This is a genomic window from Kitasatospora purpeofusca (assembly GCF_000718025.1).
Lineage (GTDB): Bacteria > Actinomycetota > Actinomycetes > Streptomycetales > Streptomycetaceae > Kitasatospora > Kitasatospora purpeofusca.
The window spans coordinates 79476-104531 of sequence record NZ_JODS01000021.1 but is presented as its reverse complement, the minus strand read 5'-3'; the positions used below and the strand labels follow the sequence as shown (position 1 = coordinate 104531).

Annotated in this window: 15 protein-coding genes; 6 read left to right on the top strand and 9 right to left on the bottom strand. The window is 69.3% G+C overall.

Annotated elements, in window-relative coordinates; all coding sequences use genetic code 11:
- Window positions 1–367 precede the first annotated feature (367 nt).
- The gene (locus IF01_RS44300) at window positions 368–1312 is read left to right on the top strand and encodes a tyrosine-type recombinase/integrase (protein WP_030396148.1); all 945 of its coding nucleotides are present in this window, start codon (window positions 368–370) and stop codon (window positions 1310–1312) included.
- 156 nt (window positions 1313–1468) lie between these two features.
- Here IF01_RS44300 and IF01_RS0127000 read toward each other — a convergent pair whose 3' ends face one another.
- The 5 genes from IF01_RS0127000 to IF01_RS0126980 form a co-directional block, all read right to left on the bottom strand.
- Window positions 1469–2218 carry a thioesterase II family protein gene (locus tag IF01_RS0127000; RefSeq protein WP_063764306.1) on the bottom strand — a complete coding sequence of 250 codons (750 nt, stop codon included), beginning with the start codon at window positions 2216–2218 and terminating at the stop codon, window positions 1469–1471.
- Between the two features lie 160 nt (window positions 2219–2378).
- Entirely contained in the window at window positions 2379–3665 is a 1287-nt protein-coding gene (locus IF01_RS0126995) for an MFS transporter (RefSeq protein WP_030396146.1), read from the bottom strand.
- Between the two features lie 37 nt (window positions 3666–3702).
- Complete coding sequence (locus IF01_RS0126990; protein ID WP_030396145.1) at window positions 3703–3897, bottom strand: MbtH family protein; 195 nt, start codon at window positions 3895–3897, stop codon at window positions 3703–3705.
- Window positions 3898–3902: 5 nt separating this feature from the next.
- Complete coding sequence (locus tag IF01_RS0126985) at window positions 3903–8558, bottom strand: non-ribosomal peptide synthetase (RefSeq protein WP_030396144.1); 4656 nt, start codon at window positions 8556–8558, stop codon at window positions 3903–3905.
- Window positions 8555–13540 (bottom strand): non-ribosomal peptide synthetase, encoded by a 4986-nt coding sequence (locus IF01_RS0126980; protein ID WP_078880332.1) that lies wholly within the window; start codon window positions 13538–13540, stop codon window positions 8555–8557. The genes IF01_RS0126985 and IF01_RS0126980 overlap by 4 nt, the downstream gene beginning before the upstream one ends.
- 303 nt (window positions 13541–13843) lie before the next feature.
- Between IF01_RS0126980 and IF01_RS45940 the strand changes: the two genes are divergently transcribed.
- Window positions 13844–14875 carry a winged helix-turn-helix domain-containing protein gene (locus IF01_RS45940; RefSeq protein ID WP_078880331.1) on the top strand — a complete coding sequence of 344 codons (1032 nt, stop codon included), beginning with the start codon at window positions 13844–13846 and terminating at the stop codon, window positions 14873–14875.
- Between the two features lie 833 nt (window positions 14876–15708).
- On the opposite strand, the gene IF01_RS0126975 is transcribed toward IF01_RS45940, so the two are convergent.
- The 3 genes from IF01_RS0126975 to IF01_RS47005 all read right to left on the bottom strand — a co-directional run bounded on the left by IF01_RS0126975 (window position 15709) and on the right by IF01_RS47005 (window position 18372).
- The gene (locus IF01_RS0126975) at window positions 15709–16017 is read right to left on the bottom strand and encodes a DUF6924 domain-containing protein (protein WP_157855358.1); all 309 of its coding nucleotides are present in this window, start codon (window positions 16015–16017) and stop codon (window positions 15709–15711) included.
- Window positions 16018–16288: 271 nt separating this feature from the next.
- On the bottom strand, window positions 16289–16678 hold the full coding sequence (locus IF01_RS48520) for a hypothetical protein (protein WP_157855357.1): 390 nt from the start codon (window positions 16676–16678) through the stop codon (window positions 16289–16291).
- Between the two features lie 83 nt (window positions 16679–16761).
- Window positions 16762–18372 (bottom strand): helix-turn-helix domain-containing protein, encoded by a 1611-nt coding sequence (locus IF01_RS47005; RefSeq protein WP_157855356.1) that lies wholly within the window; start codon window positions 18370–18372, stop codon window positions 16762–16764.
- Between the two features lie 213 nt (window positions 18373–18585).
- On the opposite strand from IF01_RS47005, the gene IF01_RS0126965 reads away from it, so the two are divergent.
- The 4 genes from IF01_RS0126965 to IF01_RS44290 all read left to right on the top strand — a co-directional run bounded on the left by IF01_RS0126965 (window position 18586) and on the right by IF01_RS44290 (window position 21681).
- A complete protein-coding gene (locus tag IF01_RS0126965) occupies window positions 18586–18786 on the top strand; it encodes a hypothetical protein (protein WP_375341003.1) in 201 nt (66 codons plus the stop codon).
- Between the two features lie 205 nt (window positions 18787–18991).
- Window positions 18992–19318, top strand: coding sequence for a hypothetical protein (locus tag IF01_RS42320; protein ID WP_037781251.1), 327 nt, complete (start codon window positions 18992–18994; stop codon window positions 19316–19318).
- Between the two features lie 98 nt (window positions 19319–19416).
- Entirely contained in the window at window positions 19417–20139 is a 723-nt protein-coding gene (locus tag IF01_RS42315) for a hypothetical protein (RefSeq protein WP_037781249.1), read from the top strand.
- A gap of 186 nt (window positions 20140–20325) precedes the next feature.
- Window positions 20326–21681 (top strand): tyrosine-type recombinase/integrase, encoded by a 1356-nt coding sequence (locus tag IF01_RS44290; RefSeq protein ID WP_051756251.1) that lies wholly within the window; start codon window positions 20326–20328, stop codon window positions 21679–21681.
- 644 nt (window positions 21682–22325) lie between these two features.
- Here the strand turns inward: IF01_RS44290 and IF01_RS44285 are convergent.
- Window positions 22326–25013 carry an NACHT domain-containing protein gene (locus IF01_RS44285; RefSeq protein WP_051756250.1) on the bottom strand — a complete coding sequence of 896 codons (2688 nt, stop codon included), beginning with the start codon at window positions 25011–25013 and terminating at the stop codon, window positions 22326–22328.
- Window positions 25014–25056 lie beyond the last annotated feature (43 nt).

The following is a 25056-nucleotide window of genomic DNA, read 5'->3' as shown; positions in this document are numbered from 1 at the left end:
CGCCCCGACCCCACGCCCTGCGCGAACAGCTCGACGACCTCGAGGAGACCTTCGCCGACTACACCGACGTCGCCCTGCGACTCACCCCCACTCGACCCCAAGCGCCCCGCCCGCGACCTCCTCGACGCCGAGCACGCCGGACAGCCGCACGACCCCAGCCGCAGCCACTTCGCCCGGCCGTTCACGACCACCTTGCGACCACCAAAGGAAAAGGCCGCCCCCATCATTTCGATGAGAACGGCCCCCGACCTGCATAAACGCTGGTCGGGACGACAGGATTTGAACCTGCGACCCCTTGACCCCCAGCAGGGTGTATCGGCGGTGCGGGTGCCGGGACGGGGGCGGGCGGCAGTTGGGTGCTTGGTGTGTGCGGTTGTTGGAGGAGGCGGGGCACGGGTCGTGGACGTCCTGCGTCGATCTGGCGCCGCAGGACGGCAGGCGTCGTACCCGGCGCCGTGGCGGGTTCGCGACCGAGGCCGAGGCCGCGCAGGAGCTGGCGGCGGTGCTGGAGGGTGAGCTGAGCGGGGCGTACGAGGAGCGCCGTACCACCGTGGCGGACTACCTGTGGGAGTGGCTGGCCGCGCGGAAGGAGGAGCTCACCGTCAACACCTACGCCGGCTACAAGGCCTACGTGGAGAGGGACCTGATCCCGGCGTTCGGGCGCTGCCGGCTGCTGGACCTGCGGCCGAAGCAGATCGAGGCTTGGACGGCCGCGCAACGGAAGGCCGGGCGGGGCCGGGGTCACGCTGTACCGGGTCGTCTCGACGCTGCGCAACGCGCTGAACCACGCGGTGCGCTCCTGGCGGCTGAAGTTCAACCCGGCCGAGCACTGCGTGCCGCCCAAGCCCCACGCCGAGGAACGCACCTGCTGGACACCGGCGCAGGCTGCGGCGTTCCTGCGGCACAACTCCGAGCAGTACGCCGACCAGCCCGGATCGGCCTGCACGACCTGCGCCACACCACGGCCAGCATCATGATCGCCGAAGGCATCTCCATCGCCATCGTCTCCAAGACCCTGCGCCACGCCACCATCGCGACCACCATCAACCTCTACGGCCACCTCCTCAAAGGCTCCGCCGACCAGGCCGTCAACGCCCTCGCCCGAGCACTCGACCAAGCCCAGACGAACCCCTTGACCGCGAAGCTCTCAGTTTGCGGCACGCGTATGTGTACCGGCCCACAACACCTCGCCAGCCTGGATTCTCTCCGTCGGCCGCGCCGCCACCGTCGCCGCGGCCCATTGCGCACCCGGCGCCCCAACGGTCAACTGCCCGGCGGCGTCAGCCAGTTTCTGGGAAAGCCACGGCAGTAAAGAACAATCACCTCACACGGTTCCGTAGCACTGTGGAGCAGGCGAGTGGCTGGGCCAGGGCAACATGCCCGCCGCACCGATGGCCTTCCGGCCGGGGCATCCGACGAGGCGGCACCACCGGAGGACCAGTGGCGCCGCCCGACTGGGTCCCGCCTGTCAGACGACCGCAGGGCGGAGGGCCGATGCGATGACCTCGGCGCGCTGCGGTGTGAGGTAGAAGTGGTCTCCGGTGAATATTGTGATCTTCACGCTGGTCGCGAGCTCGGCCCAGTACTCGATCTCAGAACGCCGCAGGCCCGGGTCGAACTCGCCGAGGTACACATCCACGGGAGTCGAGTCGAGCCTTCCGTCGTGCGCGTGGCGGTACTCGGCCACCAGGTCGGAGTCGGCCTTGAACGTGGGGGCCAGGAACTCCAGGAATCCCGGAGCACCCAGGATCGCGTTGTCGGTTCCACCCAGCCTGCGGAGCTCCGCCATCGCGGACGGCAGGCCGTCGAGACGGGCGAAGGTTCCCGCAACCCTGTGGGGTGCTCCCATCGCGGAGACCACCAGTCGGCTTACCGGAGCATCGACAGCCTCCAGCCGGCGGGCCACCTCGTAGGCTACGAGGGCTCCCATACTGTGCCCGAAGAGGATCACCCGGCGCCCCCGGACCTGGCCCACCTCGTCGGCCAGGATGTCTGCCAGTTGACCGATCCCGGCAACCGGCGGCGCACCGAAGCGGTCCTCGCGCCCCGGATACTGGGCGGCGTGCACCTCGACATGAGCAGGCGCTTCTTCCGCCCAGGGGCCGAAGAAGCTGGCCGCGCCGCCGGCGTGCGGAAAGCAGAACAGCACCGTGTCTGCTCCAGGACGCGATACCTGAGTGCGGAAGGCACCGGAGACGATCGCGCCGCGCTCCGCCATCAGGCGATCACCCGGTCGCACCGTCCGACACGGGCGGAAACCCGGGTACTCCGGACCACTTCGAAAATCGCATAGCGTTTCATTTCTCCCCCAGGTCAATTTCTTCTGCTTTACGAACGAGAACTGTGCGGCTTGTCCGGAGAATGGATACCGTCCCTCGTTACGGCAGCTGCGACGGAAAGGTACGCAACGCCCGCACGTCCTTGGTGAACATCAGCGGCAGGCACGAGAGCAGGCCGATCCCTGCGATCAGCCACAAGGTGGGCCGTGTGCCGATGACCGACCCGAGGTAGCCGCCTGCCAGTGCCCCGATGGGAAGGGTGCCCCAGATGGCGAACCGGATGGAGGCATTCATCCGGGCCTGCATTCCGGTGGGGGTGATGGCCTGGCGCAGACTGACCTGTCCGATGTTGTAGACGGTGATGCCGCACGCCATAACGCCGGTGGTGACGATCAGGGTGGGAACCGCCCGGGCGGGCGCGGCCGTCGCCAGAATGATCACGGCGATTCCCGACATGGACTTGGCGACGATCAGAACCCGGCCGAGACCCATGCGCCTGATGAGCCGACCAGTGAGCGTGGCACCCAGCAGGGCGCCGCAGTTGCCCACAGTCAGCGCGAGCCCGAGTTCTCCTGGGGAGAGTTCGAGGTCGCGAAGCGCGTACGCGGTCAGCACCGCTCCCAGTGCGCCGCTCAGGCCCACGAGGTTGCTGATGCCGGTCGCGAGCGCCAGGGACCGCAGGGTCCGGTGACGGAAGACGAACCTGAGTCCCTCGGCGATCTGTGTGCGCATCCTGGTTTTCTCCCGGGGCGGGGGCACTTCGACCCGCGGCAGCCGGATGAAGCCCAGGAACAGCGCGGACACCAGGTAGCTGACCGAGTTGGTCACAAGGATCAGTGGCGCGGTGATCGCCTGCAGCAGGAGTCCGCCGAGGCTGGGCCCGGCCAGTTCCGCTGCCGAGCGGGAGAACTCCAGTCTGCTGTTGCCGTCCGGGGTCTGTTCCCGGGAGACGACGGTCGGCAGGAACGCCTGGTCCGCGATGTCGAAGAACACCGTGCACAGGCCGATGGCGAATCCGACCCCGCAGAGTACGGGCACGCTCAACAGCCCCGTCAGGTGGCCGATCGGCAGCAGTGCGATGGCCACGGCCCGGCCGATGTCGGCCGTGACCATCACACGCCTGCGGTCCCACCGGTCGAGCAGTGCGCCGGCGGGGAGGCCGACCAGGAGGAACGGTAACGTCTCGAACGCCGATATGAGGCCGAGTTGACCGGTGGACGCCGAAAGGGTCGTCAGTGCCAGCACGGGGATGACGAAGAACGTGATCTGGGTGCCGAACTGACTGACTGTGTGAGCCGCCCACAAGGCCTGGAAGTTGCGCTGCCGCCATACGCTGGTCGGTCGGGCGGCAGCTGTTGCCGGAGTGGCTTCGGAGTCGACTGTCACATTCCCTCGTTCCTGGTCGGTGGTCGCGACGGACCTGCTACTGGGCCGCCGCCAGGTGTTCGCGCAGCGATCGCGGCCGCATGTCGGTCCATTCGGCCTCGATCTGGTCCAGGCACTCCTCGCGGGTTCCGGTGAACCCCGTGGTGGACCATCCGGCGGGCGGCCGTGTGTCGGCGCGCCAAACGGAGTACTGCTCCTCAGTGTTGTACACCACCGTGTAGTTCGCGCTCATATCGGTCAACCTTCCTTGGTCATGGGCATGGTGGGAATCCCGGTCGAATAGTCGCCGAGCGGGAGGGTGAGGTCGGAAGACATGCGCTCGAGCACCGTACGCATGCACTCCAGCAACGCGAGCGCACGGCGGTCCGACACCGCGGCGGTGTCATGGCTCAGCTTGAGCAGCATGGAGGGGTCGGGCCACACGGTCAGCCGGACGGCAGAATCTCCCCGGGACCCGTTGCTCATCGGGTTCCATCCCGCGAGCCGGCCCTGAAGCCCCTCTCCGAACGGGAAGTTCTGCACGATCACCTCCGTGTCGTACAGCGATCCCGGCGCGGTGCCGACCCATCGGTGCAGGTCGATCAGGGAGACGTGTCCATGGGCCGACACCTCCGCATGCTCGGACTGCAGTTGGCGAAGCCAGTCCAGGCACGACATGTCGTCGGGAATGTCGGCCCATACGGGGAGCCTGCTGCCGAGGCTTCCCACGACATCGTCGAGAGCTGGATCCGACCGTCCGGAGAGGACGGTGCCGAAGACGACACAGTCGCTCTCCAGCATCCGGCCCAGCGACAACGCGTAGGCCCCGAGCACCAGGGTGTGCAGGGTCAGCCCGTCGCGCCGCCCGGCTTCGACAAGAGCAGTGGTCTCGTCGAGGCCCAGCCAGACGCGCTGGTGCGCGTACCCGTCGGGTTCGGGCGCCGCCGAGGCCAGCGCCGCCAGGCCCCGGCTCTCGACGCGGGCCCTGCTCTTCCAGAACGCCTCGGCCTGTGCCTCCGAGGTGCGGAAAGCCCTGTCGGTGGCTCCGGCGGCCGGGCGCGCAGGAAGCTGCCAGGGGCGGCCCTCACGGATCGCGTCGTGGACCGTGAAGAGGTCTGCGAGGATGTGCGGGAACGACCATCCGTCGACGACAAGGTATGAGAAGGTCCACAACAGACAGGCCGATCCCGGGCCGAGGTCGAGGACGTGGAGCCGCACCTGGCACGGGTCCTCAGGGGCGACTGGCTCACGCTTGATCCGGGTCAGCAGTTCACCCAGGCGGGCCTGGACTGCTGTGGTGTCGAGTTCCCGCAGGTCGTGCCGTTCGACCGGAACCCGCACGTTGCGATGGACGACCTGCAACGCGGTGTCGCCGTCGCGGTGCAGGGATGTCCGGAGGGCCGGGTGGTGCTCGGCCACCGCCTGCCAGGCCAGCACCAGAGCGTCCGCGTCCGCGTCCGTACCCGTCAGGTCGAAGGCCTCGTGGACCCGGAACAAGCCGGGCCGGGGTGCCGCTCGCAGACGATCGAGGCCCCATTCCTGCAGAGGCCCGGCAGGCTGGACCTCCTCCGCGTCGACGAACCGGGCCAGCAGCCGGACCGCCTCGGCCTCCGAGAGGTCAAGCGCGGACACCAGCATCTCCGGGCTGGACCGGGTCACGGTCGTCGCCCTGTTGCCCCGGGCCCGCTCGGCCGGCGTGGTGTGCTCGACCAGGGCCGCGAGGGTCTGGTGGCGGAACAGGTCGACCACCGCGATGTCCAGTCCGAGCTCCCGGGCCGCCGACACCACCCGAATGGCGAGGATGGAGTCGCCGCCGAGGGCGAAGAAGTTGTCGTCGGGAGCGACATCGGGCACACCCAGCACCTCGGCCCAGACCTGCTGGAGGTCACCCCCTGTCCCGGGGGCGGCGACCGGCGCCGGGGTGCGGTCCCGGTCCGTCGCGGCGCGGGTCAGCGGAGGAAGCCCGGACGGGTCCAGCTTGCCACCCGGTGTTCGCGGCAGCTTCGGCACGATCACGAGGTGCGCGGGGACCATGTAGCCCGGCACCAGCTCCACCAGGTGTGCTCGCACCTCTGCGGAGGTGAGGGCCCGCGGGCCGGCCGCAGGCTCGATGTAAGCGACGATCTCGGTACTTCCCGCAGTCCTGTTGGCCCTGGCCACCGTGTCCGCGACGCCGGGGTGGCTGCGGATCAAGGCCTCCACCTCGCGCAGGCCGACCCGCTGCCCGCGGACCTTCACCACGTCGTCGACCCGTCCGAGGAACCTGAGCTGCCCGTCCGGGCCGATGCGGCCGCGGTCTCCGGTGCGGTACATCCGCTGTCCCGGCACCGGGGAGAAGGGGTCGGGCAGGAAACGGTCAGCCGTCTCCCGCGGGCGATTGTGGTAACCCCGGGACACACTGGGCCCCGCGAGGTACAGCTCGCCCACGAGGCCCGCCTCGACCGGCTTGGACTCGGCGTCGAGCACATAGAGGCGGGTGTCCAGCATCGGAGCCCCGATGGGCAGCACCTCGCCACCCGCGTCCTTGCCGGACACCGCCCGGGAGGACCAGGTCATCGACGTGATGGTCGTCTCGGTCTGGCCGTAGGCGTTCAGGACCTCGACGCCCGTGAGTCGCAGCCAGGCGTCGAGGTCGGCGCGATAGCCGGCCTCGCTGCCGATGACCACGGTCCGGAGCGACGCCGGCAGCTGCCGCGGCGTGCGACGCAGATCGCGGACCCATTCCGCCCAGTACGAGCTCGGCAGGTTGAGCAGGGTCACCCCGTGCTCGGCCACCACGGTCTCGAGGTCCGCCGGGGTGACGGCGTTGTTGCCGATGAGCACGACAGCGCCGCCGACGCACCACAGCGGAACCACCTCTTCGAACGCGACGTCGAAGGACAGCGCGGCGAACTGCAAGGACACGTCCGACGCGGTCAGGTCGACACCTGCGGCGAACAGGCCGGCGTGGTGCGCGAGCGCGTCGTGCCCCACCGCGACCGGCTTGGGGGTCCCCGTGGAACCGGACGTGAACATGATGTAGGCGAGCGAGCCCGGCACCGTCGCACGGTCGGTGACCCGGCCGTCCTCTCCCCCGTCCGCTGCGCCGTCCGCGGTGATCCACGCGAGGTCGATCCCCCACAGTTCGGTCAGCTCCGCACCCCCCGCGAGCGTGTCGGCCACCCCGCGCCTGACGTCGAGCTGGTCGAGCATTGCCCGGACCCGCCTGCGTGGCAGCGTGGTGTCGACAGGCACGATCGCGGTACCGGCGTACCAGGCGCCGAGGACCGCGACGGCCCAGTGCACACCGCGCGAGACCGCCACGACGACGGGCTCCTCCGGCCGCGCCCCGGCGGACAGCCATCGGGCGGCCATCGCGCGGGCTGCTTGGTCGAGTTCGCGATAGGTCATGGTCCGCTCGGCCGAGATCAGCGCGACGGCGTCGGGTGTGCGGGCCGCCTGCGCGGCGATCCGCTGCGAGACCGGGGTGCCGGCCGGAACGGGCCCGTCGGCCGCCGTGCGCCTGCCTTCCAGGACGGAGGGCGCGGCCGCGAACTCCACTTGCGAGAGCCGCCGGTCCTGCTCGGCGACGACGCCGCGCAGGCCCGCCAGATACGCCTCGGCCATCGCAACGACGGTGGCCTCGTCGAAGAGGTCGGTACGGTACTCCCAGTCCGTGAGCACCCCGTCAGCGGACGCCTGGACGCCGAGACTCAGCTCGAACTTGCTCGCTGTGCAGGGCAGGGAGACACGCTCCGCGGTCAGCTCACCGAACGCGGGCGGCTCGTTGTCGAGTTGCTCGAAACTGCAGACCGCCTGGACGAGCGGGGTACTGCCGAGGGTGCGCGGCAGCCGCAGGTGGTCGATGACGTCCTCGAAGGAGAGACCGGTCGCGGCCATCGCACCCAGTCCGGTGTCCCGCACCTGGGACAGCAGTTCAGAGACCAGGGGGTCACCGTCGATCCGCACGTGCAGCGGCCACGTGGTCACGAACATCCCGACGACATCGCGCTCCCGCGCGGTCGTCCGCCCGGCGGACGGGGTGCCGATGACCAGGTCGCGGCTGCCGGTGACCCTGGACAGGAGTGCCGCGTACGTGGCAAGAAGGATCATGTAGGGCGAGACCCGCAACCGTGCGCACGCCGATAGCAGCGCCTGCCACAACTCGTCCGGAACGGCCAGCTGCAACGCGGCACCTGCGGTACTCGGCCGGTCGGTGTACGCCCGGTCGAAGGGCAGCTCGGTGCTGACCGGTGCCTCGCGCAGGGGTCCCGCGAGCCGCTCCAGCTGCGTGGCACCAGCAGGCGCGGACTGTCCCAGGTCGAACCACGAGACCGGTTCCGGCAATGCGGTTGCCTCGCCCCGGGCGTGGTGCCGGTAGAGCGCGCCGAGGTCCCGGTAGACGGTTGCCAGGGCAAGGCCGTCGGCCACCAGGTGGTGCACGACGAGGCACAGCACGTGGTCGTCGGCCGCCAGCCTGAGCAGGACGCTGCGGAGCATCGGTCCCTGCGTGATGACGAAGGGCCGGCGGACCTCCTGGTTCACCCGCGCCAGGGCCGCCTGCTCGGCCGTACCGGGCGAGGCCGAGAAGTCGATCAGCGGCAGCGCGAGGGTCGTCGGCCCGCGGTCCTCGAGCCGGAGCTCGCCGTCGTCGAGAACCCTTGCCCGCAGAATCGGGTGCCGCTCCAGGAGGCCGTTGAGGGCCGTGTGCAGAGCTGTGGAGTCAAGCGGTCCACGCAGTCGCAGCGATGCGTTGATGTGGAAGGCAGCTGAGCCGGCCGCACCGCTGGCGGTGAAGACGGCCTCGTCGTTCACCGAACGGTCCATCTGTTCCGCAGCCCAGAGGCCGCGCTGCGCCGCCGTCAACAACCTGCGTGCGGGGGACCGCGGACCGCTTCCGGGACGGTCCGCGCTCGGACGGTCGGCGGCGGTCATCGGGTCTCCTCGGTCAGGTAGCCTGCGAGGTCGGCGACGGTCGGGTGGGCGAAGAAGGCCGGCAGCGGTACCTCGATGTCGATCTCGTCCTGGATCCGGTGCTGCAGCCGCAGGATCGTCAGCGAGTGGCCGCCGAGCAGGAACAGGTTGTCCCCCCGGTCGACGGCATCGCGGCGCAGGACGTCCGACCAGATGGCGGCGAGCCGGCGCTCCAGCTCGGTCCATCCCTCCGGGGCCGTTCGCGGCCCGCGTCCGGCCGGGGCCGCGGACAGCGCGGGAACCGGAAGCCGTGACCGGTCGACCTTGCCGGACGTGGTCAGTGGAATGTCGTCGAGGACGACGTAACCGGACGGCAGGTAGGACGCCGGCAGCTTGCGCCCGGCGTGAGCGGCGAGCGAGTCCGCGTCGACGGCGTGCCCGGGTGCGGGGCGGACATAGGCGAGCAGGGACTCGGTGGGTGCCTGCGGATGCGGTTGGACGAAAGCCGCCGCCACACCGGGGTGGGCGCGCAGCACATGCTCGATCTCGCCGAGCTCGATGCGCAGACCGCGGATCTTGACCTGGTGGTCCCGGCGGCCGAGGTACTCGATGCGGCCGTCACGCCAACGGACGCGGTCGCCCGTCCGGTACATCCGGTCGCCGGTGACCGCCGTGAACGGGTCCGGAACGAAGCGGTCCGCGTTGAGGCGGGCCCTGCCCACGTAGCCGGACGTCACCACGGGCCCGCCGATGACGAGCTCGCCCTCGCAGCCGTACGGCACCGGTCGGAGGTCGTCGTCGAGGACATAGGCGAGGGAGCCGGGTCCGGGTGTCCCGATCGGCCAGCCGGCCTCGTTGCCGGGCGTCGCCTCGCACGCCACGGCGTAGACGGTGGTCTCGGTGGGGCCGTAGTTGACGCGGACCCATTTCACACCGTCGGCGCGCAGGCGCTCCACCAGGGCATGGCTGCCCGACTCGCCCCCGAGGTTGACCAGTTGGACGCCGTCCGGCACCCGGTGGTCGATCAGGAGTTCCGACATCAGGCTCGGTACGGCGTTGACCTGGCGCGGAACCCTGTCAGCGGGAAGCTTCGGCAGGTCGAAGAGGCTGTCGACCAGGACGACCGAGCCACCGGTGAACAGGGTCGGGAAGATCTCGTTCACCGACATGTCGAAGGAGAAGGACGTCGCGGCGAGGGAGGATCCGAAGAGGTCCCGGTCGACGCCGTCCAGGGTCAGCTGGACGAACCGGGCGAGGTTGCGGTGCGTCGCGCGGCAGCCCTTCGGCTGTCCGGTGCTGCCGGAGGTGTAGATGACCCATGCGGTGGCTTCGGGGTGGGCGGGCCGGAACGGCACCTCCTCCGCGCTCGGCTGCTCGTCGCGCAGGTCGGACACATCGATGACGGACCAGGGGCCGGGCGGTACGGCGTCCCTGGTGGCGGAGTCGACCAGGACCACGCCGGCGTCCGAGTCCCGCAGCATGTGCGAGGTGCGCTCGGCCGGGTGGTTGGGGTCGAGCGGCAGGTACCCCCGGCCGGACAGCAGGATCCCCGTCATGGCGGCGACCGTGTCGGTGGTGCGGCCGAGCAGCAGGGCCACCGGCCGTTCGGAGACCGGCGCCGCGCCGTCGAGGGCCCGGATCACCGCCCGGGCCCGGGTCGCCAGCTGCGCGTAGGTGAGCGAGCCGCGGGTGCTCCACACCGCCGCACGGTCGGGGCCTTCCGCCAGCGCTGCCTCGAACGACTCCAACGCGGTCGGGGCCTCGGCGGGAAGGGCCGGCGAGAGCGAGAGCAGGTCCCGGCTGCGGGTCGGACCGAGGATGTCCACGGAGAGGACGTCGGTGTCGGGGTCGGCCACCACGGCGTCCAGCATCCGCAGGTACGAATCCCCCACGGCGGAGAGGAAGGCAGCGTCGAAGAGGTCGGAGTTGTAGGCCCAGAGCATGGCGATGCGGCTGTCGACCCGGCCGTCGGCTCCCGGCTCCGCCTCGGCGCGCGGGATGACCACGATGTTGAGGTCCACCTTTGCCGAGCCGTTGTCCAGCTCGTAGACGGTGGCGGCCGCTCCGGGCAGCTCCAGGTCCGGCATCCGGGAGTCATTGGCGCTGAACATGATCTGGAAGCCCGGGTTCGCGGTGGGATCGCGGTCGGGGTTGAGACTGCGGACCAGTTCCAGGAAGGGGAACTCCTGGTGTGCCGCCGCTTCGGCCACCGTCTTGCGGGTCGCGTCGAGCAGTGTTCGGAACGCGGAGTCCGCAGGGATCGGGGTGCGTAGCACGACCGGGTTGACGAACATGCCGATGACGTCCTCGACCTCGGCCATCTGCCGGTTCGCGAAGGCGGAGCCGACGACGATGTCCTTCTCACCGGTGAAACGCGCGAGCGTGGCCTGGAAGGCGGCGAGCATCACCGAGTACACCGTGGACCGGGTGTCACGGGCGAGGCGACGCGTCAGTGACGCCGTGCGGGCCGGCACCTCCAGGCGCATCATGCCGCCGCGGAAGCTCTGCGGCGCCTTTCGGGGCCGGCTGGTGGGCAGCGCGGTGGGGGCGGGCCGGTCGGCCAGGCGCTGCAACCAGTAGTCCCTCCTGCGCTCCATCGCAGGCGAGTCCAGAGCCGCGGCCTGCCAGCGCGCGTAGTCGGCGTAGTCGAACTCCACCGGCGGCAGCCCGAGTGCTGTCCCTGCGGCTTCGGCCGTGTAGGCCGCCCTCAGCTCCTTCATGAGCAGCCCGAACGACCAGCCGTCGTGGATGAGGTGGTGCTCGACCAAGACGATCTCGTACTCCTGCTCGTCCTGGCGGACCACCGACCACCGGGCCAGGGGCAGGCTGCCCAGATCGAACGGGGTGGTGATGCGCTCGCGGACGAGCTCCTCGGTGCGGGGGCGGCGTTCAGCGGCCGGCAGCCCGGAAATGTCGATGACCTCGACGTCAGCGTGATCGTCCCGGTCGTGCACCTGCTGGTACGGGACTCCGTCGCGCTCGTGGAACGTGGTGCGGAAGACGGACTGTCGAGCGGTGATCACCTTGATCGCGCGCCGCAGCGCCTCGATGTCGAGCGTGCCGACGACGCGCATGGTCGTCTGCGCGTGGTAGGCGACGTTTCCGGGTGCGAGCCGGTCGAGGAACCACACCTGCTGCTGCTGCGAGGTCAGGGGAGCGGCCTCGCCGGTTCCGGCACGCACGATGGACGGGAACCCCGCGCCGTCCTGCTCGCGGCTCCCGATCACGACCGCCAACCGGGCGATCGTCGGGGCGCTCATGACGTCCTGTACGGTCAGCTCGACCTGCCATGCCCGCCGGACCTGATTGGCGATCTGCATGAGCGCGAGCGAGTGGCCTCCCAGGTCGAACACCGAGTCGTCCACACCGAGTTCGTCGACACGCAGGACCTCACGCCAGATCTCCACCAGGCGGATCTCGACGGGAGTGGCGGGCGCCCGCAGCGGGACGTCGCCGGAACGGCCCCACAGCAGGGGCTGCGGGAGCGCGTCGACATCTATCTTTCCGTTGCTGCGCAGCGGGAGCGCGTCCACGACGACATAGCGGTCGGGGATGTGCGCCGCCGGCAGTGCCTCGCCCAGGTGGGCCCGCAGCAGTCCGGCGGTGGGAACCGAGTGCGGGTCGGTGGGAACGATGTAGGCGACCAGCTGACGAGGCGACCGGTGGTCGCCCGGTGTGGCCAGCACATGAGCGGACGCGACGTGCGGGTGGGCCGTCAGGTGCCGGACAACCTCCTGGGGATGGACACGCTGGCCCCGGATCTTGACCAGGTCGTCCGCGCGGCCGAGGACGCGCAGGTCACCCTTTGCGTCGACGTGCCCTCTGTCGCCCGTGCGGTAGAGACGCGCGCCCGCCCGACCCGAAATCGCGTCGGGGACGAAGCGGTCCGCGGTGAGCACGGGATCCGCGTGGTAGCCCTGCGCGACGCCGGCACCACCGATGTGGATCTCGCCGGTTTCCCCGGGGCCGGCGACGGCACCGGTCTCGTCAAGGACCCAGGCTTCGAGCCCGGAGACGGCCGAGCCGATGGGAAGCGCCTCGGGGTCGTCCTCGCCGATGCCCTCGGTGGGCCCGGAAAAGCGCCGGGTCGTGGCTGTGATCGTGCTCTCGGTCAAACCGTACGCGTTGATGACATCGATCGAGCTGAGCCGGCGCCAGGCGGCCAGGGTGGACCGCCTCGTCATATCGCTGCCCACGATCAGCAGACGCAAGGAGGGGCTGATTCGGCACTCGCCGGACTCCAGCCCACGAACCCACTGCTCCCAGTAGGGGGTGGGAATATTCACGACCGTCACGGCTTCTTCCAGCAGGAAGGCCGAGAACTCCTCGATCGAGGGAGCAGCGGTCGGGAGCACCACGATTTCTGCGCCGGCCCGGAGCGTACTGAAGATCTCTTCGACGGCAACATCGAAGGAGTAGGTCGCGAACTGCAGAACGCGGTCGGACGGCACCAGACCGAACGCGGCGGAAAGCGCGGAAGCATGGTTGGCCAGGCTCGCGTGCGAGATTCGTACGGCCTTCGGCACGCCGGTGGTTCCGGAAGTGAACAGCACGTAGGCGGACTGTTCCGGGTGCAATGGCTTGCTCACCTGGGGGTCGGCCGCCGACGCCATCCCGATCGTCGGAACTCCCGCCGCACCGGCGATCTCGGTCCCGGCGTCCGTAGTCACGCAGAGGTCGGCGAGACCGAGCATGCGCTCCAGGCGGTCACGCGGATGCGAGGGGTCCAACGGCAGGAAAGCCGCGCCGGCCTTTCCCACCGCGAGCAGCGCGGCGACGAAATCGACCCCGCGCGGGAGCATGACCGCCACCACGGACGCGGCCAAGCCCGTCCGAGCGATTCCCGCCGCGAGGCCGTCGGACACGTCGTCCAATTCGGCATACGTGAGCGCGCGGTCCCCGCAGCGGACCGCTGTCTTCCCTGGATCCTGGTGAACCGATCGAGTGAATCCATTCAGGATCGACTGAAAATCCTTGGCACCAGGATGTGAGTCCTCGTTCAAGTCTACCCTCCCGACTGATAGTCGCTACATTGAAGTCCCGATCGACCCGTCGGCGGAATATTAAAATTCGCTGACGATGCACCTATTGGGTAGCTGGTCGGAAACCTTCCATACGCCCGGTTCTGTCCAGTTCCACACATTCGGTCGCTGGGCGCCGTCGACCTGGCCAGGCACCTCTACGTTCAGCCATTCGACGCCGGAGGTCACGTTGTTTCGGCCAGAGCCGAAACCCGCTGGACAATTGACGGGTCCGACCCGGCAGAATCATGGCAACTGTTGGACGAGCCCTGGGGAGGGGCTTCGATGGCCTTACGCATCCACTTCACCGGGGTCGATTTGACCCGTCTCGTACTGGCACCGGCCCGGATCGCGCCGGCGAGTGAGATCGTACTGAGCCTTCAACAGCTACAGAACCGCAACATTTCACCCAGATTCGCCTACTGGCGACAGGACGTCATACGGCAAAGATCGCATGCCGCACAATTGCTTTCGGGACTGATACCTAAAGCCGACTGGTTTCCGAGAACCCTGACTCCTGCTCGAGATATCCTCGATTCCGGCGAAGCTGCGGTCGAGGTCTTTCAAACTCTGACCGATGCACTGACGGGGCTCGCTTCCGCCCGCCAGGCGGCTGGTGGGCGGAACCCGCCGCTCGGTCGCAGCCCCGTTTCGGCGACGGTTATCGGACGCGCCTTGGTGGAGTATCAAGCCCTTGCAATTACGCCGTACGCACGGTCCATCAGAGCACAGTTGGAGACCGAGAGAACCATTCGAAGCCGCCTGATGGCCAGCCGGGGAATCGAGGCTCTTATCACGAGTCTTCATCCGGCGACCCGCTGGAATGCGTCGGTGATGGAAATACCATCCGAGGTAAATCGCGACATATATCTGCGCGGCCGAGGCCTGACCCTGGTCGGGCAATTCTTTTCCGGCCCCCTGCCGCGGCTTGTTTCCGAGTCCGGGACGCCGATCCTGGCGTATCCGGTGGCATTCGCGCCCCGCAGTGCCGGGCCACTTTCCTGCGACGCCTCCGTGAGCGGGACTGTGTCCGAATCACTCGTTGCGATGCTCGGGCGTACGCGCTCGGCCGTTCTTCAGGCCGTCGCCGACACACCCGGAATGACAACAAGTGGCCTCGCCGAGCGCGTACACATCTCGGTGGCATCGGCATCCGAACATGCCACGGTCCTCCGCAAGGCGGGTTTGATCGCGAGCCATCGCCAGCGGGCAACCACCCTGCACTCACCGACATCACTGGGCATCGATCTCATCGACGGAGCCGACCCGAGAGGCAAGCTTCCGGTCGCCCTAGGGCGAGTACCGGTCCTCGTGTAGTTCCCTGCAGCCGTCGAGTACCCGCGATGCTTCGGTCTCTGTGCGACGGGCTCCGATCGGCGTGTAGACAGTTTGGTGAGCCCTGGGAAACCCTGCGGCCCGTCCGGAGCCGCCCGGCCCTACGAGGCCTGCCCACACGAAGGCGTGGGCAGGCCGTGGGGTCATGCGCCTCACTTCACTGGCCGACCGGGTACGGAGGCCCACCCCCATCGCATCTGGCCCACGATCAGGGGCGCCGCGCTGGGCCTGCCCCTGCCAACTGTGAGCACAAGGAGCGGATTTCACAGTGGGACGGCCAGCCATGGGTGCGGGCTCGGGGCAGACCCATGGATTCCTGACGCAAGTCCGTTGGGCGGGATCACCGGACATGCGGCGGAAGGAGCCAGCGACAGACCGAGCCCCAGGAGAACCTGTGGCGCGTTCGACGAAGTCCTGTGCGCGATCACACGGATCGCCGCCGCCCCGCCCCGGAAGAGGTGGAAGCCATGTTCGAGAAGTTCTGTCAGGGTCCTGCGGTGGAGCGCGGCGAAGCCAACGCCCGCCTGGCCCTGTTGATACGGCCCCCGCGATCAGGCCCGGGGCGACGAATCAGGTGGCAGCGGCTTTCAGGGTGGGAGACCCGGCTCGCGAAGAGCTCCTTGTCTTTCTTCCTCGCACGACACCTACTGACATCCATCCACGGGAGGCTGACCAGGACGGCACTTTCAGGAAAGAGTTTGAAGGCCTTGCCAGTTCGGTTGCGTCACGCGCCCAGCCGTGAGTTCGCCCCCACGACCGCCCCGGTTCTGCAATGCCTCGCGGGCGTACCCTCACCCGTCCCGGCCCGTCATGCGTCACTCGCCACCCGTACGCATCGGACCTGGCACTGACTCCGGTCCGGCGGCGCTGCGACCGGTGAGCGAGCCAAGCGCCACCGTGTCCACCAGGACGAGTAGCGGGTGCCGGTAGTCGCCCGGCAGTAGCTTCCTCGCCTCGGCACAGGTCTCAGCCGCGAAGCAGGGATCGTCCACGAGCTCGATGTCGGAAAGGAACCCGTCCTCGTTCGGGGTGGCCAGGACCTTGCGTAGACGCTCCCACGAAGCGGGGCCGGAAAAGTCGGTACGCACCACCAACGTGGCCGAACTGCTGTGAAGTCGAGTCACGGAACGACCGTGCCGCGAAGGAACCGGACCACTCCCGGGACGGTTTTTGCCGTGCGGTCGACGAGCACTTCGGCCGTCGTCCAGCACACATCCGTCGCACCCAGCTTCTGCCCACAACCTGCTCCTGGTCGGCGTGGCCCCCTCAATCAGCAACGGATCCCGGAAGTTGGACCAGAACCCGTTCACATAGGTAGAGCCAGGCGATGTCCTACGAAACAACGGGCGATGGCCCGTTCCAGCAACCAGGGGGCTGAACCCTGACGGATCCGACTCAGCTCGGCGGATGCGGCAGCATGGACTCTGCTACCACCAACTGGCGGGGCAATGCCACGGCTTCCTGCGGTCCGGTGTCTTCGTCCAGGCGGGCGAGTTCGGACAGGGCCGCGGCGTCGCCGGTGGCGGCGACCTCCCGGTAGAGGCCTCGCGCGCCGTTCGTGTCCCCGTGCAGTTCCCTGATCCGTCCCACCTCGGTCAATGCGGCGTGGTAGCCGGCATCGACGGCCGGTCGTGCGAATACGCCTGCTGGGTCGGGCTCCTGTCCGCTCGCCCGTGCCAGTTCGGTCAGGGCGGCGGCGTAGCCTGCCTCGGCGACCTGCCGGTAGAGGGCGTCCGTACCCTTCGTGTCGCCGCCTTGCTCACCCAGTCGGGTGAGCTCGGCCACGACAGTGCCGTGCGCGGCGACAGCGGCGCGCTGAACGAGTGCTTCGGCGCCCTGCAGGTCACCGTGTTGTTCCCTCAGCCGTGCTAGTTCGGTCCGGGAAGCGGTGTATCCGGCGTCGGCGGCCTGCCGGTAGAGGATCTCGGCGCCTTTCCAGCTTTCGGTCTGGGCCCGCAGACGCGCCAACGCGGGCCTGAGAACCGCGTCGGTGTCGTCGGTTGCGATCCGTCCGGCCGCCTGGGGGCGCCGCCCTGCTCCTTGTCCTGTGCCGCTCCGGTGGGCGCTTCGCCCGCGCGGAGGTGCGCGGCCCGGTCCCTGAGCATGGACGCCCATTCCATGCGGTATCTGTCCTGGGCTGCCTCGGCGAGGCGGTCGAGGTCGTCGGGGCTGTCGAGGTGGGCGTAGGCGGCCCACCAGAAGGAAGCGGGTGGGCAGAGTCTCCAGCGAATGGCGCGGCCGTGCTGATCGAGGTAGTCGGCGAGGCGAAAGGAAGAGGAAGAGGTGGCTCCCGCCTCCTCCGGCAGCCCGGCCTGCGTGCCGGGCACCGGCCGGCCGAGGGGACGGTGTGCGCGCCGCGGGTCGATGCGGCGCAGCGGCGCGAGTTTTCCGTGGACGCGTCGGGTGGTGTCTGCGAGGGCGGCCTCGCCCCAGTCGGTGGGGAGTTCCTCCCATTCGTGGTCGTCGAGGTAGCCGGTGGCGGCGGTGACGAGGAAGTCCTGCGGCTGGTGAAGGCCTACGCCGAGTCGGCGGGCATCCATAGCGGCTTTCAGAAGCGCGCGGGTCCGGGGGGCTCCGTGTTCGAAGCGGCGCAGCAGTTCGGGGGCGCCGGCGAGTTCCTGGGCGAGGCGTCCGTGTGCGGCGGCACGGGTGAGGGCGGCGGCGAGGAGTTCGTCCCCGGCTCCGGCGAGAGCTTCAGCCGCGGCCAGCGCCGTACGGGGGAAGGTGTCGGGGACGGTGAGCGTGCGGTAGGCGAGGAGTTCGCGGACGCGGCTGTGCGGGTCGGTGCCGTGGGGCTCCGGCAGGGTCGCGTAGCGGTCGGCGTACTCCGGCCACAGGGTGCCCAGAACGAGGACGGGTGCGCGGTCGGGGTTGTTCAGGAGGGTGTGGAGGGCGGCGGCGATATGTTCGCCTGTCTTCGGGTTGCCGAGGTAGTGCTGGGCCTCGTTGAGCCAGAGCACGGTGCGTGGGCCGACGCGCCCGATGCCCGTGATCGCGGCCTCGGAGCGTGTGGGATCGACCGGGTGCCACAGTCGCCATCCGCTGTCCGAGAGTGGTTGCACGGCTTCCCAGCAGGCCCGTGTCTTGCCCGTCGAGGACGATCCGACCAGCACCAGCATCCGGCTGTGACCGTTCTGCGCTGCGTGCACCGCGTTGGCCAGGACCTCGTCGTGGGCGCGGCGCACGTAGCCGGGTTGGGTCTGCGGTGAGCCGTCGGCGGTGCCGGCGGGGTGGACCTCCAGGACGTGCGGGTCCCAGGTACGGATCGGCCTGCCCGGGGCCGTTTCCGGGACGGTCCCGAGATCTGCTGCTGTCCGGCGGAGCTCCAGCAGTTCCCGGCGCTGCGTCTCGGGCAGGCCGAGTGCGGTCGCCAGGGCGGCGACGGTTTCCGCGGACGGCACGTTCCCGTCGGCACGCAGTGCTTCGTGGACGGTGGTGCGGCCCAGTCCGGCTCTGGCTGCGAGGAGGGTCCTGCTCATGCGGGCGGAGGCCAGACGGTCGGACAGGACCGAGCGCAGGAGTAGGAGTGACTGCTCCCGGTCGCCTTGGCCCTGCGGCCCGTTCATGCGCGCTCCGATCTCCGGTCCGTCGGTGTCCGACGGCGTTCATCATCGTCCAGGGCGGACCCGGACGGACGCCGTTTGCGCCATTTTGGGCCGGACCGACAGCCGAACCGTTCGAAGGACAGCATCGTGGACCGTACTGCCGTTGTTCTGCTCGCCACCGCTCTCGTGGCCGTGTTCGCACTTCTGGTGGCCGCAGCCGCCGGCCTGCTCGCGCGCCTGGACGGAGCGACCTTTCCTGCAGCGCTGACACGCGGCGCCGTAGCCTTCGCCACTGTCCTCACCCTTGCGAGCGCCCTCGCCGGTACCCTGGCCCAGTTCCTCCACTGACCATGGGGCTGGGACGGTCGCCGCCCAGCGGATTCATCGTGACCCTCCAGCGCGGCCCATGCAGATCCCGAACTCCACTTCACCGCAACCGACTTCGCACCCCGGCATAGCGGCCTGCACCTGTGCATCCACTTCCCGTCGGTCGGTCAGAATGAGGCTCGGCATTTGCGACAGTGCACTGCGGCAGTTCTGGAGGTACGGATTCGTGACCCGCTACAGCATCGACCCCGACCGGAGTGAGCTGATCGCCGCCTGGGGAACGGGCGAGGGAGACCTCGCCACCCGAGTCGCCACCCTCCCCGCCGAGGCCGGGACTTCCGTTCTCCTGGGCTTGGCCCGCGCGCTCAGCCACCTTTCCGACGCCGCCTGGCGCACCTACACCCACCCCGCGAGCGCCGCCGGCTCCCAGGAGCCCAACAGCGAGGCCTGGCGCCGCAAGCGGGAGCGCGGTCACTTCGGCGAGGCCCTCGACGCCATCGCCAAGCCGAACCTCCCCAGTGGCGGCTCGATGGTCGTCTCCTACAGCCCCTGATCGAATCCGCGAACCGCGTCGGCCGGGCCCTCCACCACCTCGACAACCCCGACCTCACGAAGGCCGTTCTCGCCGAGGCCGCCACCGAACTCGCCGCTGTGGAGAGTTCCGAACTCGGCGACCTCGGCGGCCGCGCGCGGCAGGCCGTCCTGCTGAGCCGCGAGGACGCCTCCCCCGTCCAGGTCGCCGCCGCCGACCGACTGCTGGAACAGAACCCGTTCGGCACCGCCGAGCTCTTCTCCACCGTCGACCCGACCGCGGCCGCCGTCGCCGCGGCCCACTGGCTCGCCGCCGCGGCCGAGGTCACCGCCGAAGCCTCCGGAGGCAACCCCGCCCAGGTGGTCCTGGAAGCCGACAACATCGAGGCACTCCCCCACGAGACCCCCACCCTCGTCCTCGGCCTCATCGAGGACGGTGCCACCCCGTACGACGTCGTCACCGGCCTCGTACGCCACGCCATGCACGTCGCCGACGGTCTCCTCCCCGACCCCGCCGGCCTGCGCGAACAGCTCGAGAACCTCGAGGACGCCCTCACCGAGTACACCGACGACGAGGAGGCCGACCCGGAGGACACCGGCCTGCGCCTCACCCCCCTCGACCCCCGGCGCCCGGCCCGCGACCTCCTCGAAGACCTCCTCACCGGCATCCACGGCTGCTGGCTCCTCCACACCGAGTACGACGACCTCGACACGGACGAAGACCTCGGCGACGCCCAGGACTGGACCGACGAACAGGCCGAGGAACACCAGCGGCGCAGCCGCGACCGCTTCGCCCAACTCGTCCGCGACACCGCAGCCGCGAACCGAGACCGCCTCGTCTGACCGAGCCCCGAGCGGCAGCGCACTCGGCGCAGCCCGGCGGCCGACCGGTTCTCCCTTGGCCGCTGGTCAAGGGAGAGCCGCAGGTCAATCAGTGTTTTCGTGGCCGGGTGGTCGCACGGTGGTCGCCCCTGCGGGCGCACACTGGAAGGGAGAGACCCGCGCGCTCGACCCTTCGAGGCGATCATCATGCGCTGCTCACCCACCCGCACGTTCGACCGAGGGCGCGTCTACCGGCGCTGCGGCTGCCGCGACGACCACCGCCACCAGCTCGGCACCGCCTGCCCCCGCCTCGCCGCCGACCCCCGCCACGGCACCTGGGTCTTCGCCGTCGACACCCCGCCCGTCGACGGCCACCGACATACCGTTCGCCGCGCCGGCTTCCCCGACGAGATCGACGCCCGCACCGCACTGCGGCGCTTCAACGAGGGCCTGGCCCTGTGCGTCATCACCGACCCCAGGCAGCGCACCGCCGACTACCTGAGGGACTGGCTGAGCGAGACGGAGCTGCGCCTCAAGCCCACCACCATGGCCCGCTACCGCGCCTACACCGAACAGGACCTCATCCCCGCCCTCGGCACCGTCCCCCTGATCGACCTCACCCGCCAGCACCTGCAGGCGTTCGTCACCACCCAACTGCGCCGAGGCCGCGGCAGGGTCACCGTCCACCGGATCCTCGCTGCGCTATCCAGTGCCCTGTCCACCGCCGTCCACGACGGCCGCCTCGCCCGCAACCCCGCCAAACCCCCACTGCTCCCCCGCCCGGCCTCAGCCCCCAGACGCCTGTGGACCGAGGAGCAGACCGCCCGCTTCCTGCGCTTCACCCACGTCACCGACCCCCTCTACGCCGACCTCGCCGAACTCATGATCGGCACCGGCATCCGCAAGGGCGAAGCCCTCGCCCTCCGCTGGGACGACGTCCACCTGACCGAACGCGTCTTCTTCGTCCGCGCCACCCTCTCCGTCGTCGACAACAACCGGCTCCTGCTCACCGCCCCCAAGACCAGGTCCAGCAAGGCATGGGTCGCCCTGTCCGACCGCGTCGTCGACACCCTCGAAGACCGGGCCGCTCCACGGACCTTCGGCGAAACCACCCCCGCCGCCGGCTACGTCTTCCACCGCCACGGCCGCCCCCTGCACCCCAAGAACGTCCTCGACCGCTTCCACCTGCTCTGCGACAGAGCAGGCGTCCCCCGCATCGCGCTGCACGACCTGCGCCACCTCACCGCCAGCTTCGCCACCGCCGCCGGCGTCCCCCTGCCCGTCATCTCCAAGACCCTGCGTCACCGCACCCTGTCCACCAGCGCGAACATCTACACCGACCTGACGTTCCTCGCCGCCCGCGCGGCCGTCGACGCCGTCGGCTGGATCCTCGACAACGCCGACCGCGCCGCACTCGGCCGCACCGTCTGCCGCGCCCGGCGCCCCTGGCACCAGAACCCGCGCCCCCACCGGCAACTGCCCGCACACCAGCAGCCCCGCACAGACGAACCGACCGCACCCTGGCCGATGTGGCCCGGCGACCACCGTGCGACCACCAGCTGACGCCACAACAAGAAGAGCGGGCACTCGGTTTCCCAAGTACCAGCTCTCACAACCGACTTCACAGTCGGGACGACAGGATTTGAACCTGCGACCCCTTGACCCCCAGGCGTCCATAGGCGCTCATCAGGTGTGGTCCCAAAGTGGTCCCCAGGCCGACCGCCCCGCGACAGCTACGGCCCGTGATCGAGACCTGTCGGCCCTTCAGCAAGCGGCGTCGTTCCGGCCCGATTGCCCCTGTGTCGATGCCGTCAGCCGGCCCGCAGGGCCAGCTCCTGCGGGCCGATCATGGTCGCTTACCCATCGGTTGCGGGCAGTGATCTTCCGGGCGGTGTGTCGTCTTGAGCGTGTCGTCGCCGTCTGGTTCTGACGTGCCTCGCGCACCGCCCCTCACACTCTGCCGCCACGCCCGACCGAGCATCGACTCTTGGTCCCAAGATCGCCCGATCGGGCGAAGGGGAAGCTCATGGGACAGCGTGTGCGGCGGGGTCGGGTCTACCGGCGGTGCGGGTGTACGGACGAGCACCGCAAGCAGCTGGGTCCGTGGTGCGTGCGATTGCTGGAGGAGGCGGGTCACGGGTCGTGGACGTACTGCGTCGACCTCGCCCCGGAAGACGGGCAGCGAAGAACCCGTCGACGGGGCGGGTTCACCAGCCGGACCGTGGCGGGAAGCCTGCTACAAGGCCCAATGTGCGGAGGTCTTCCCAGAGCCACGAGTATGCAAGGTCGGTTGCCGGTGTCTCATCTGGGGCGGATAGAGCGGCCTCGCCGACTCTCGGGCGGGCCCAGGGCTCAGAGTCCGGGTGAATCAAGCGGATGACCCGCCGCTTCTCTTCGCGACGGGCGAGATATTCGGCCTCGTCGACCTCCTCCCGTCCGTGTGCCAGGTACCGGAACTCCACCTGATCGCTCTCCTCCACCGGCAGCGGGACCATGCGGAACGAGTATCCGTGTTCGGCGAAGCCGGTCGTGCCGCCGCCACCGGTGCGGGTGACGTAGCCCGTGATGCGGACGGGCAGAATGCACGCCAGCCCCAGCGTAGGGATCAGGCGGGGAAACCATGCCTCGCACATCTCTCTGTAGATGGCCAGGGCATTTGCGTGGACGTGCGTCACGAGCTGTGTCAGAGCGTCATCGCTGAAAAGGTCCATGACCCATCGGCCACCGTCCGAACGATCGGGGCCCGGGTAGGGGCAGAGGATCTTGCCATCCGGCTCGACATCACGGCCGGCCTCGAGGCCATCCACCAGATTTCGCAGGTCCTCCGCGCTGGCCGTCACGGGTCGTCCGGAAGCGAAGGTGACCCGTCTCAGATTCGGCTCGTCGGTGTGTCGACGCGCGGCCCGGACGACTGCCTCGGCCTCGATCGGCGGGACCAGTAGGCCTCGGTCGCCGACAAGTGCACGGCACAGTTCCCACCGACGTTCGAGGGCCGCCGGGCCGGCCAGTCCGTCACTGAGCCTCCGTCGCCGAAGCAGCGGCTCCAACTGCGAGGCAATCCAGTCCAGCGTCCACCGCCACGGCCAGGCCGGGTAGTCAGCTGCAGGCCATCCGTTCTTGGTCGAGCCCTCCGGTCCTCGAAATGCCTTCAGTTCATCCCAGTCGAGGCCTGCTGGCAGCCGAACCACCGTCTCAGCTCCCGCCTCGGTCGCGCTACGGGCCACGGTGAGAAGTCCCGTGTCACTGGCGAGGACACCGACGGTGAGTGACGAGCCCCCTGGGCTGCCGAGCCGAAGAAGGCCCGCCGCCGGGGTGAGTGAGGGGAGCCATGCAGTCAGAGCGCGATGAATCCGTCGAGCGCATTCGACAGCGGGAGGAGGGGAGGAAAGCCCACCGCCTGCCTCCGGCACCGCTTCCCGGACGATCCAGGCGACGACGCCCGGATGGCGAGCCACGATCGGTTCCAGGAGAGCAGCAGAGCGCTCCCATCCGGCACCGGCCACGGCGAGCGCTAGCGGGTAGCGCCAGCGGTCCAGCGCCGCCGGACTGTCCAGTGCCCCGACTGGAAAGCCCTTGGCCAGCACTGCCTTCCCGCCGAAGTATTGCTCGAGCACGGGAAGGCTGAAGGCGATGGTACGCCCGCGCCGGCTGACGAGACGGGACGCGACCAGGACCCGTACCTCCGACTCGCTTTCGATCTCGCCAGCCGGGATCGGTCCCCCCGCCTCAATGGTGAGGACAGCCAGGCGCTCCAGTGCGGACTGCGCCGGATCATGGTCTGCTCCAGGCCGGCGCAAAGCCCGGGCCACGAGGTCGTCCAGGAAGTCCACCCGGGATCGCGGAGCCGCCCGGCCCTCGATGCGGTCCAAACTTGCGATGATCACGAAAAGCGGCAGGAGTAGCGCTTCGCTGACGGCCTCGGACTCGGAGTAGAGGGCGGCACCGGGTCCGCCGACCCGTCGCGCCAATGTGATGGCCTCGTCGTAGCTCATCACCGGATGGGTGATGCGTTCTTCCGTCAGGAGGTCCAGGCCAGGTCGTGCCGTTGCCAGAATCCGGGTGTGGGGCCACGATTTCGCGATCACTCTCGCTTCGGTCAGCAGGTCTGCCGCGCGGCTCGCTCCGGCCTCATCCAGCCCGTCCAGGATGAGCCGGACACCGTTGCGGCTTGGATCGCCCAGAGCTTCAACCATTCGCGCAACCGCAGCCTGCAGCGGTCCGGTAACGTCGCGGGCCGAGAGGTACAGAGGAAGTGGAGCGTCGCGGTCCTCGGTCGCCCCCTCGATGTCGGTCTGATGCAGCCTCTCGACCGTCACTGACTTCCCGGATCCGTAGTCGCCTTCCAGGACCACGACACCTTGCTGCGGCAGGTCCCGGAGTGCATCTCGCTCCCGACCAACCGAAGGGTCGTCAGCGAGTGCGCTGCTCAGGTCGTCATTCAGGCCGGCCGCGGCCCATCGGGCGATCAGCCGTGCGCGGGACAGGACGGCCATCTCCGCGAGTCCTTCCTCGCGCTGCCGTCGGGACCGCTGGACAGCCGACATCCGCTGGCTCACGAGTTCCTCGTGAGCGTCCTTCATGTCGTGCAGTTCCTGCACGGTGAAGTGGCGCCCGTTGTCCCGGTCGACGATGGTGTGGTGCGCCGGGCAGAGCAAGATCATGTTGTGGTAGGAGTTGCGCTCCGACAGAGGCATGCTCGGATCGCCGCGAGGCCCATCGTCCTTCACGGCGACGATGTGGGCTTCCTCCCCAACCGCCACGGCGATGGGATGCCCCTTTGCGTCCGTCTTGCCATCGACAGCCTCGATCAGTGCGGCTCCGCAGTCCCGGAACGCGCACTCGTTGCCAGATCGACCCCACAGCAACCGGCGGTCAGCGTCCCTCAAGCTCGCCACAGCTGCGCACCTCCGATGCCACCTCCAAGCCACAGTAGACCGA

Coding starts and splice junctions, on each gene's coding strand:
- IF01_RS44290 (WP_051756251.1), top strand. CDS start 20,326: ATGCGCTGCTCACCCACCCGCACGTTCGACCGAGGGCGCGTCTACCGG.
- IF01_RS0127000 (WP_063764306.1), bottom strand. CDS start 2,218: ATGGCGGAGCGCGGCGCGATCGTCTCCGGTGCCTTCCGCACTCAGGTA.
- IF01_RS0126985 (WP_030396144.1), bottom strand. CDS start 8,558: ATGACCGCCGCCGACCGTCCGAGCGCGGACCGTCCCGGAAGCGGTCCG.
- IF01_RS47005 (WP_157855356.1), bottom strand. CDS start 18,372: ATGAGCAGGACCCTCCTCGCAGCCAGAGCCGGACTGGGCCGCACCACC.
- IF01_RS45940 (WP_078880331.1), top strand. CDS start 13,844: ATGGCCTTACGCATCCACTTCACCGGGGTCGATTTGACCCGTCTCGTA.
- IF01_RS0126990 (WP_030396145.1), bottom strand. CDS start 3,897: ATGAGCGCGAACTACACGGTGGTGTACAACACTGAGGAGCAGTACTCC.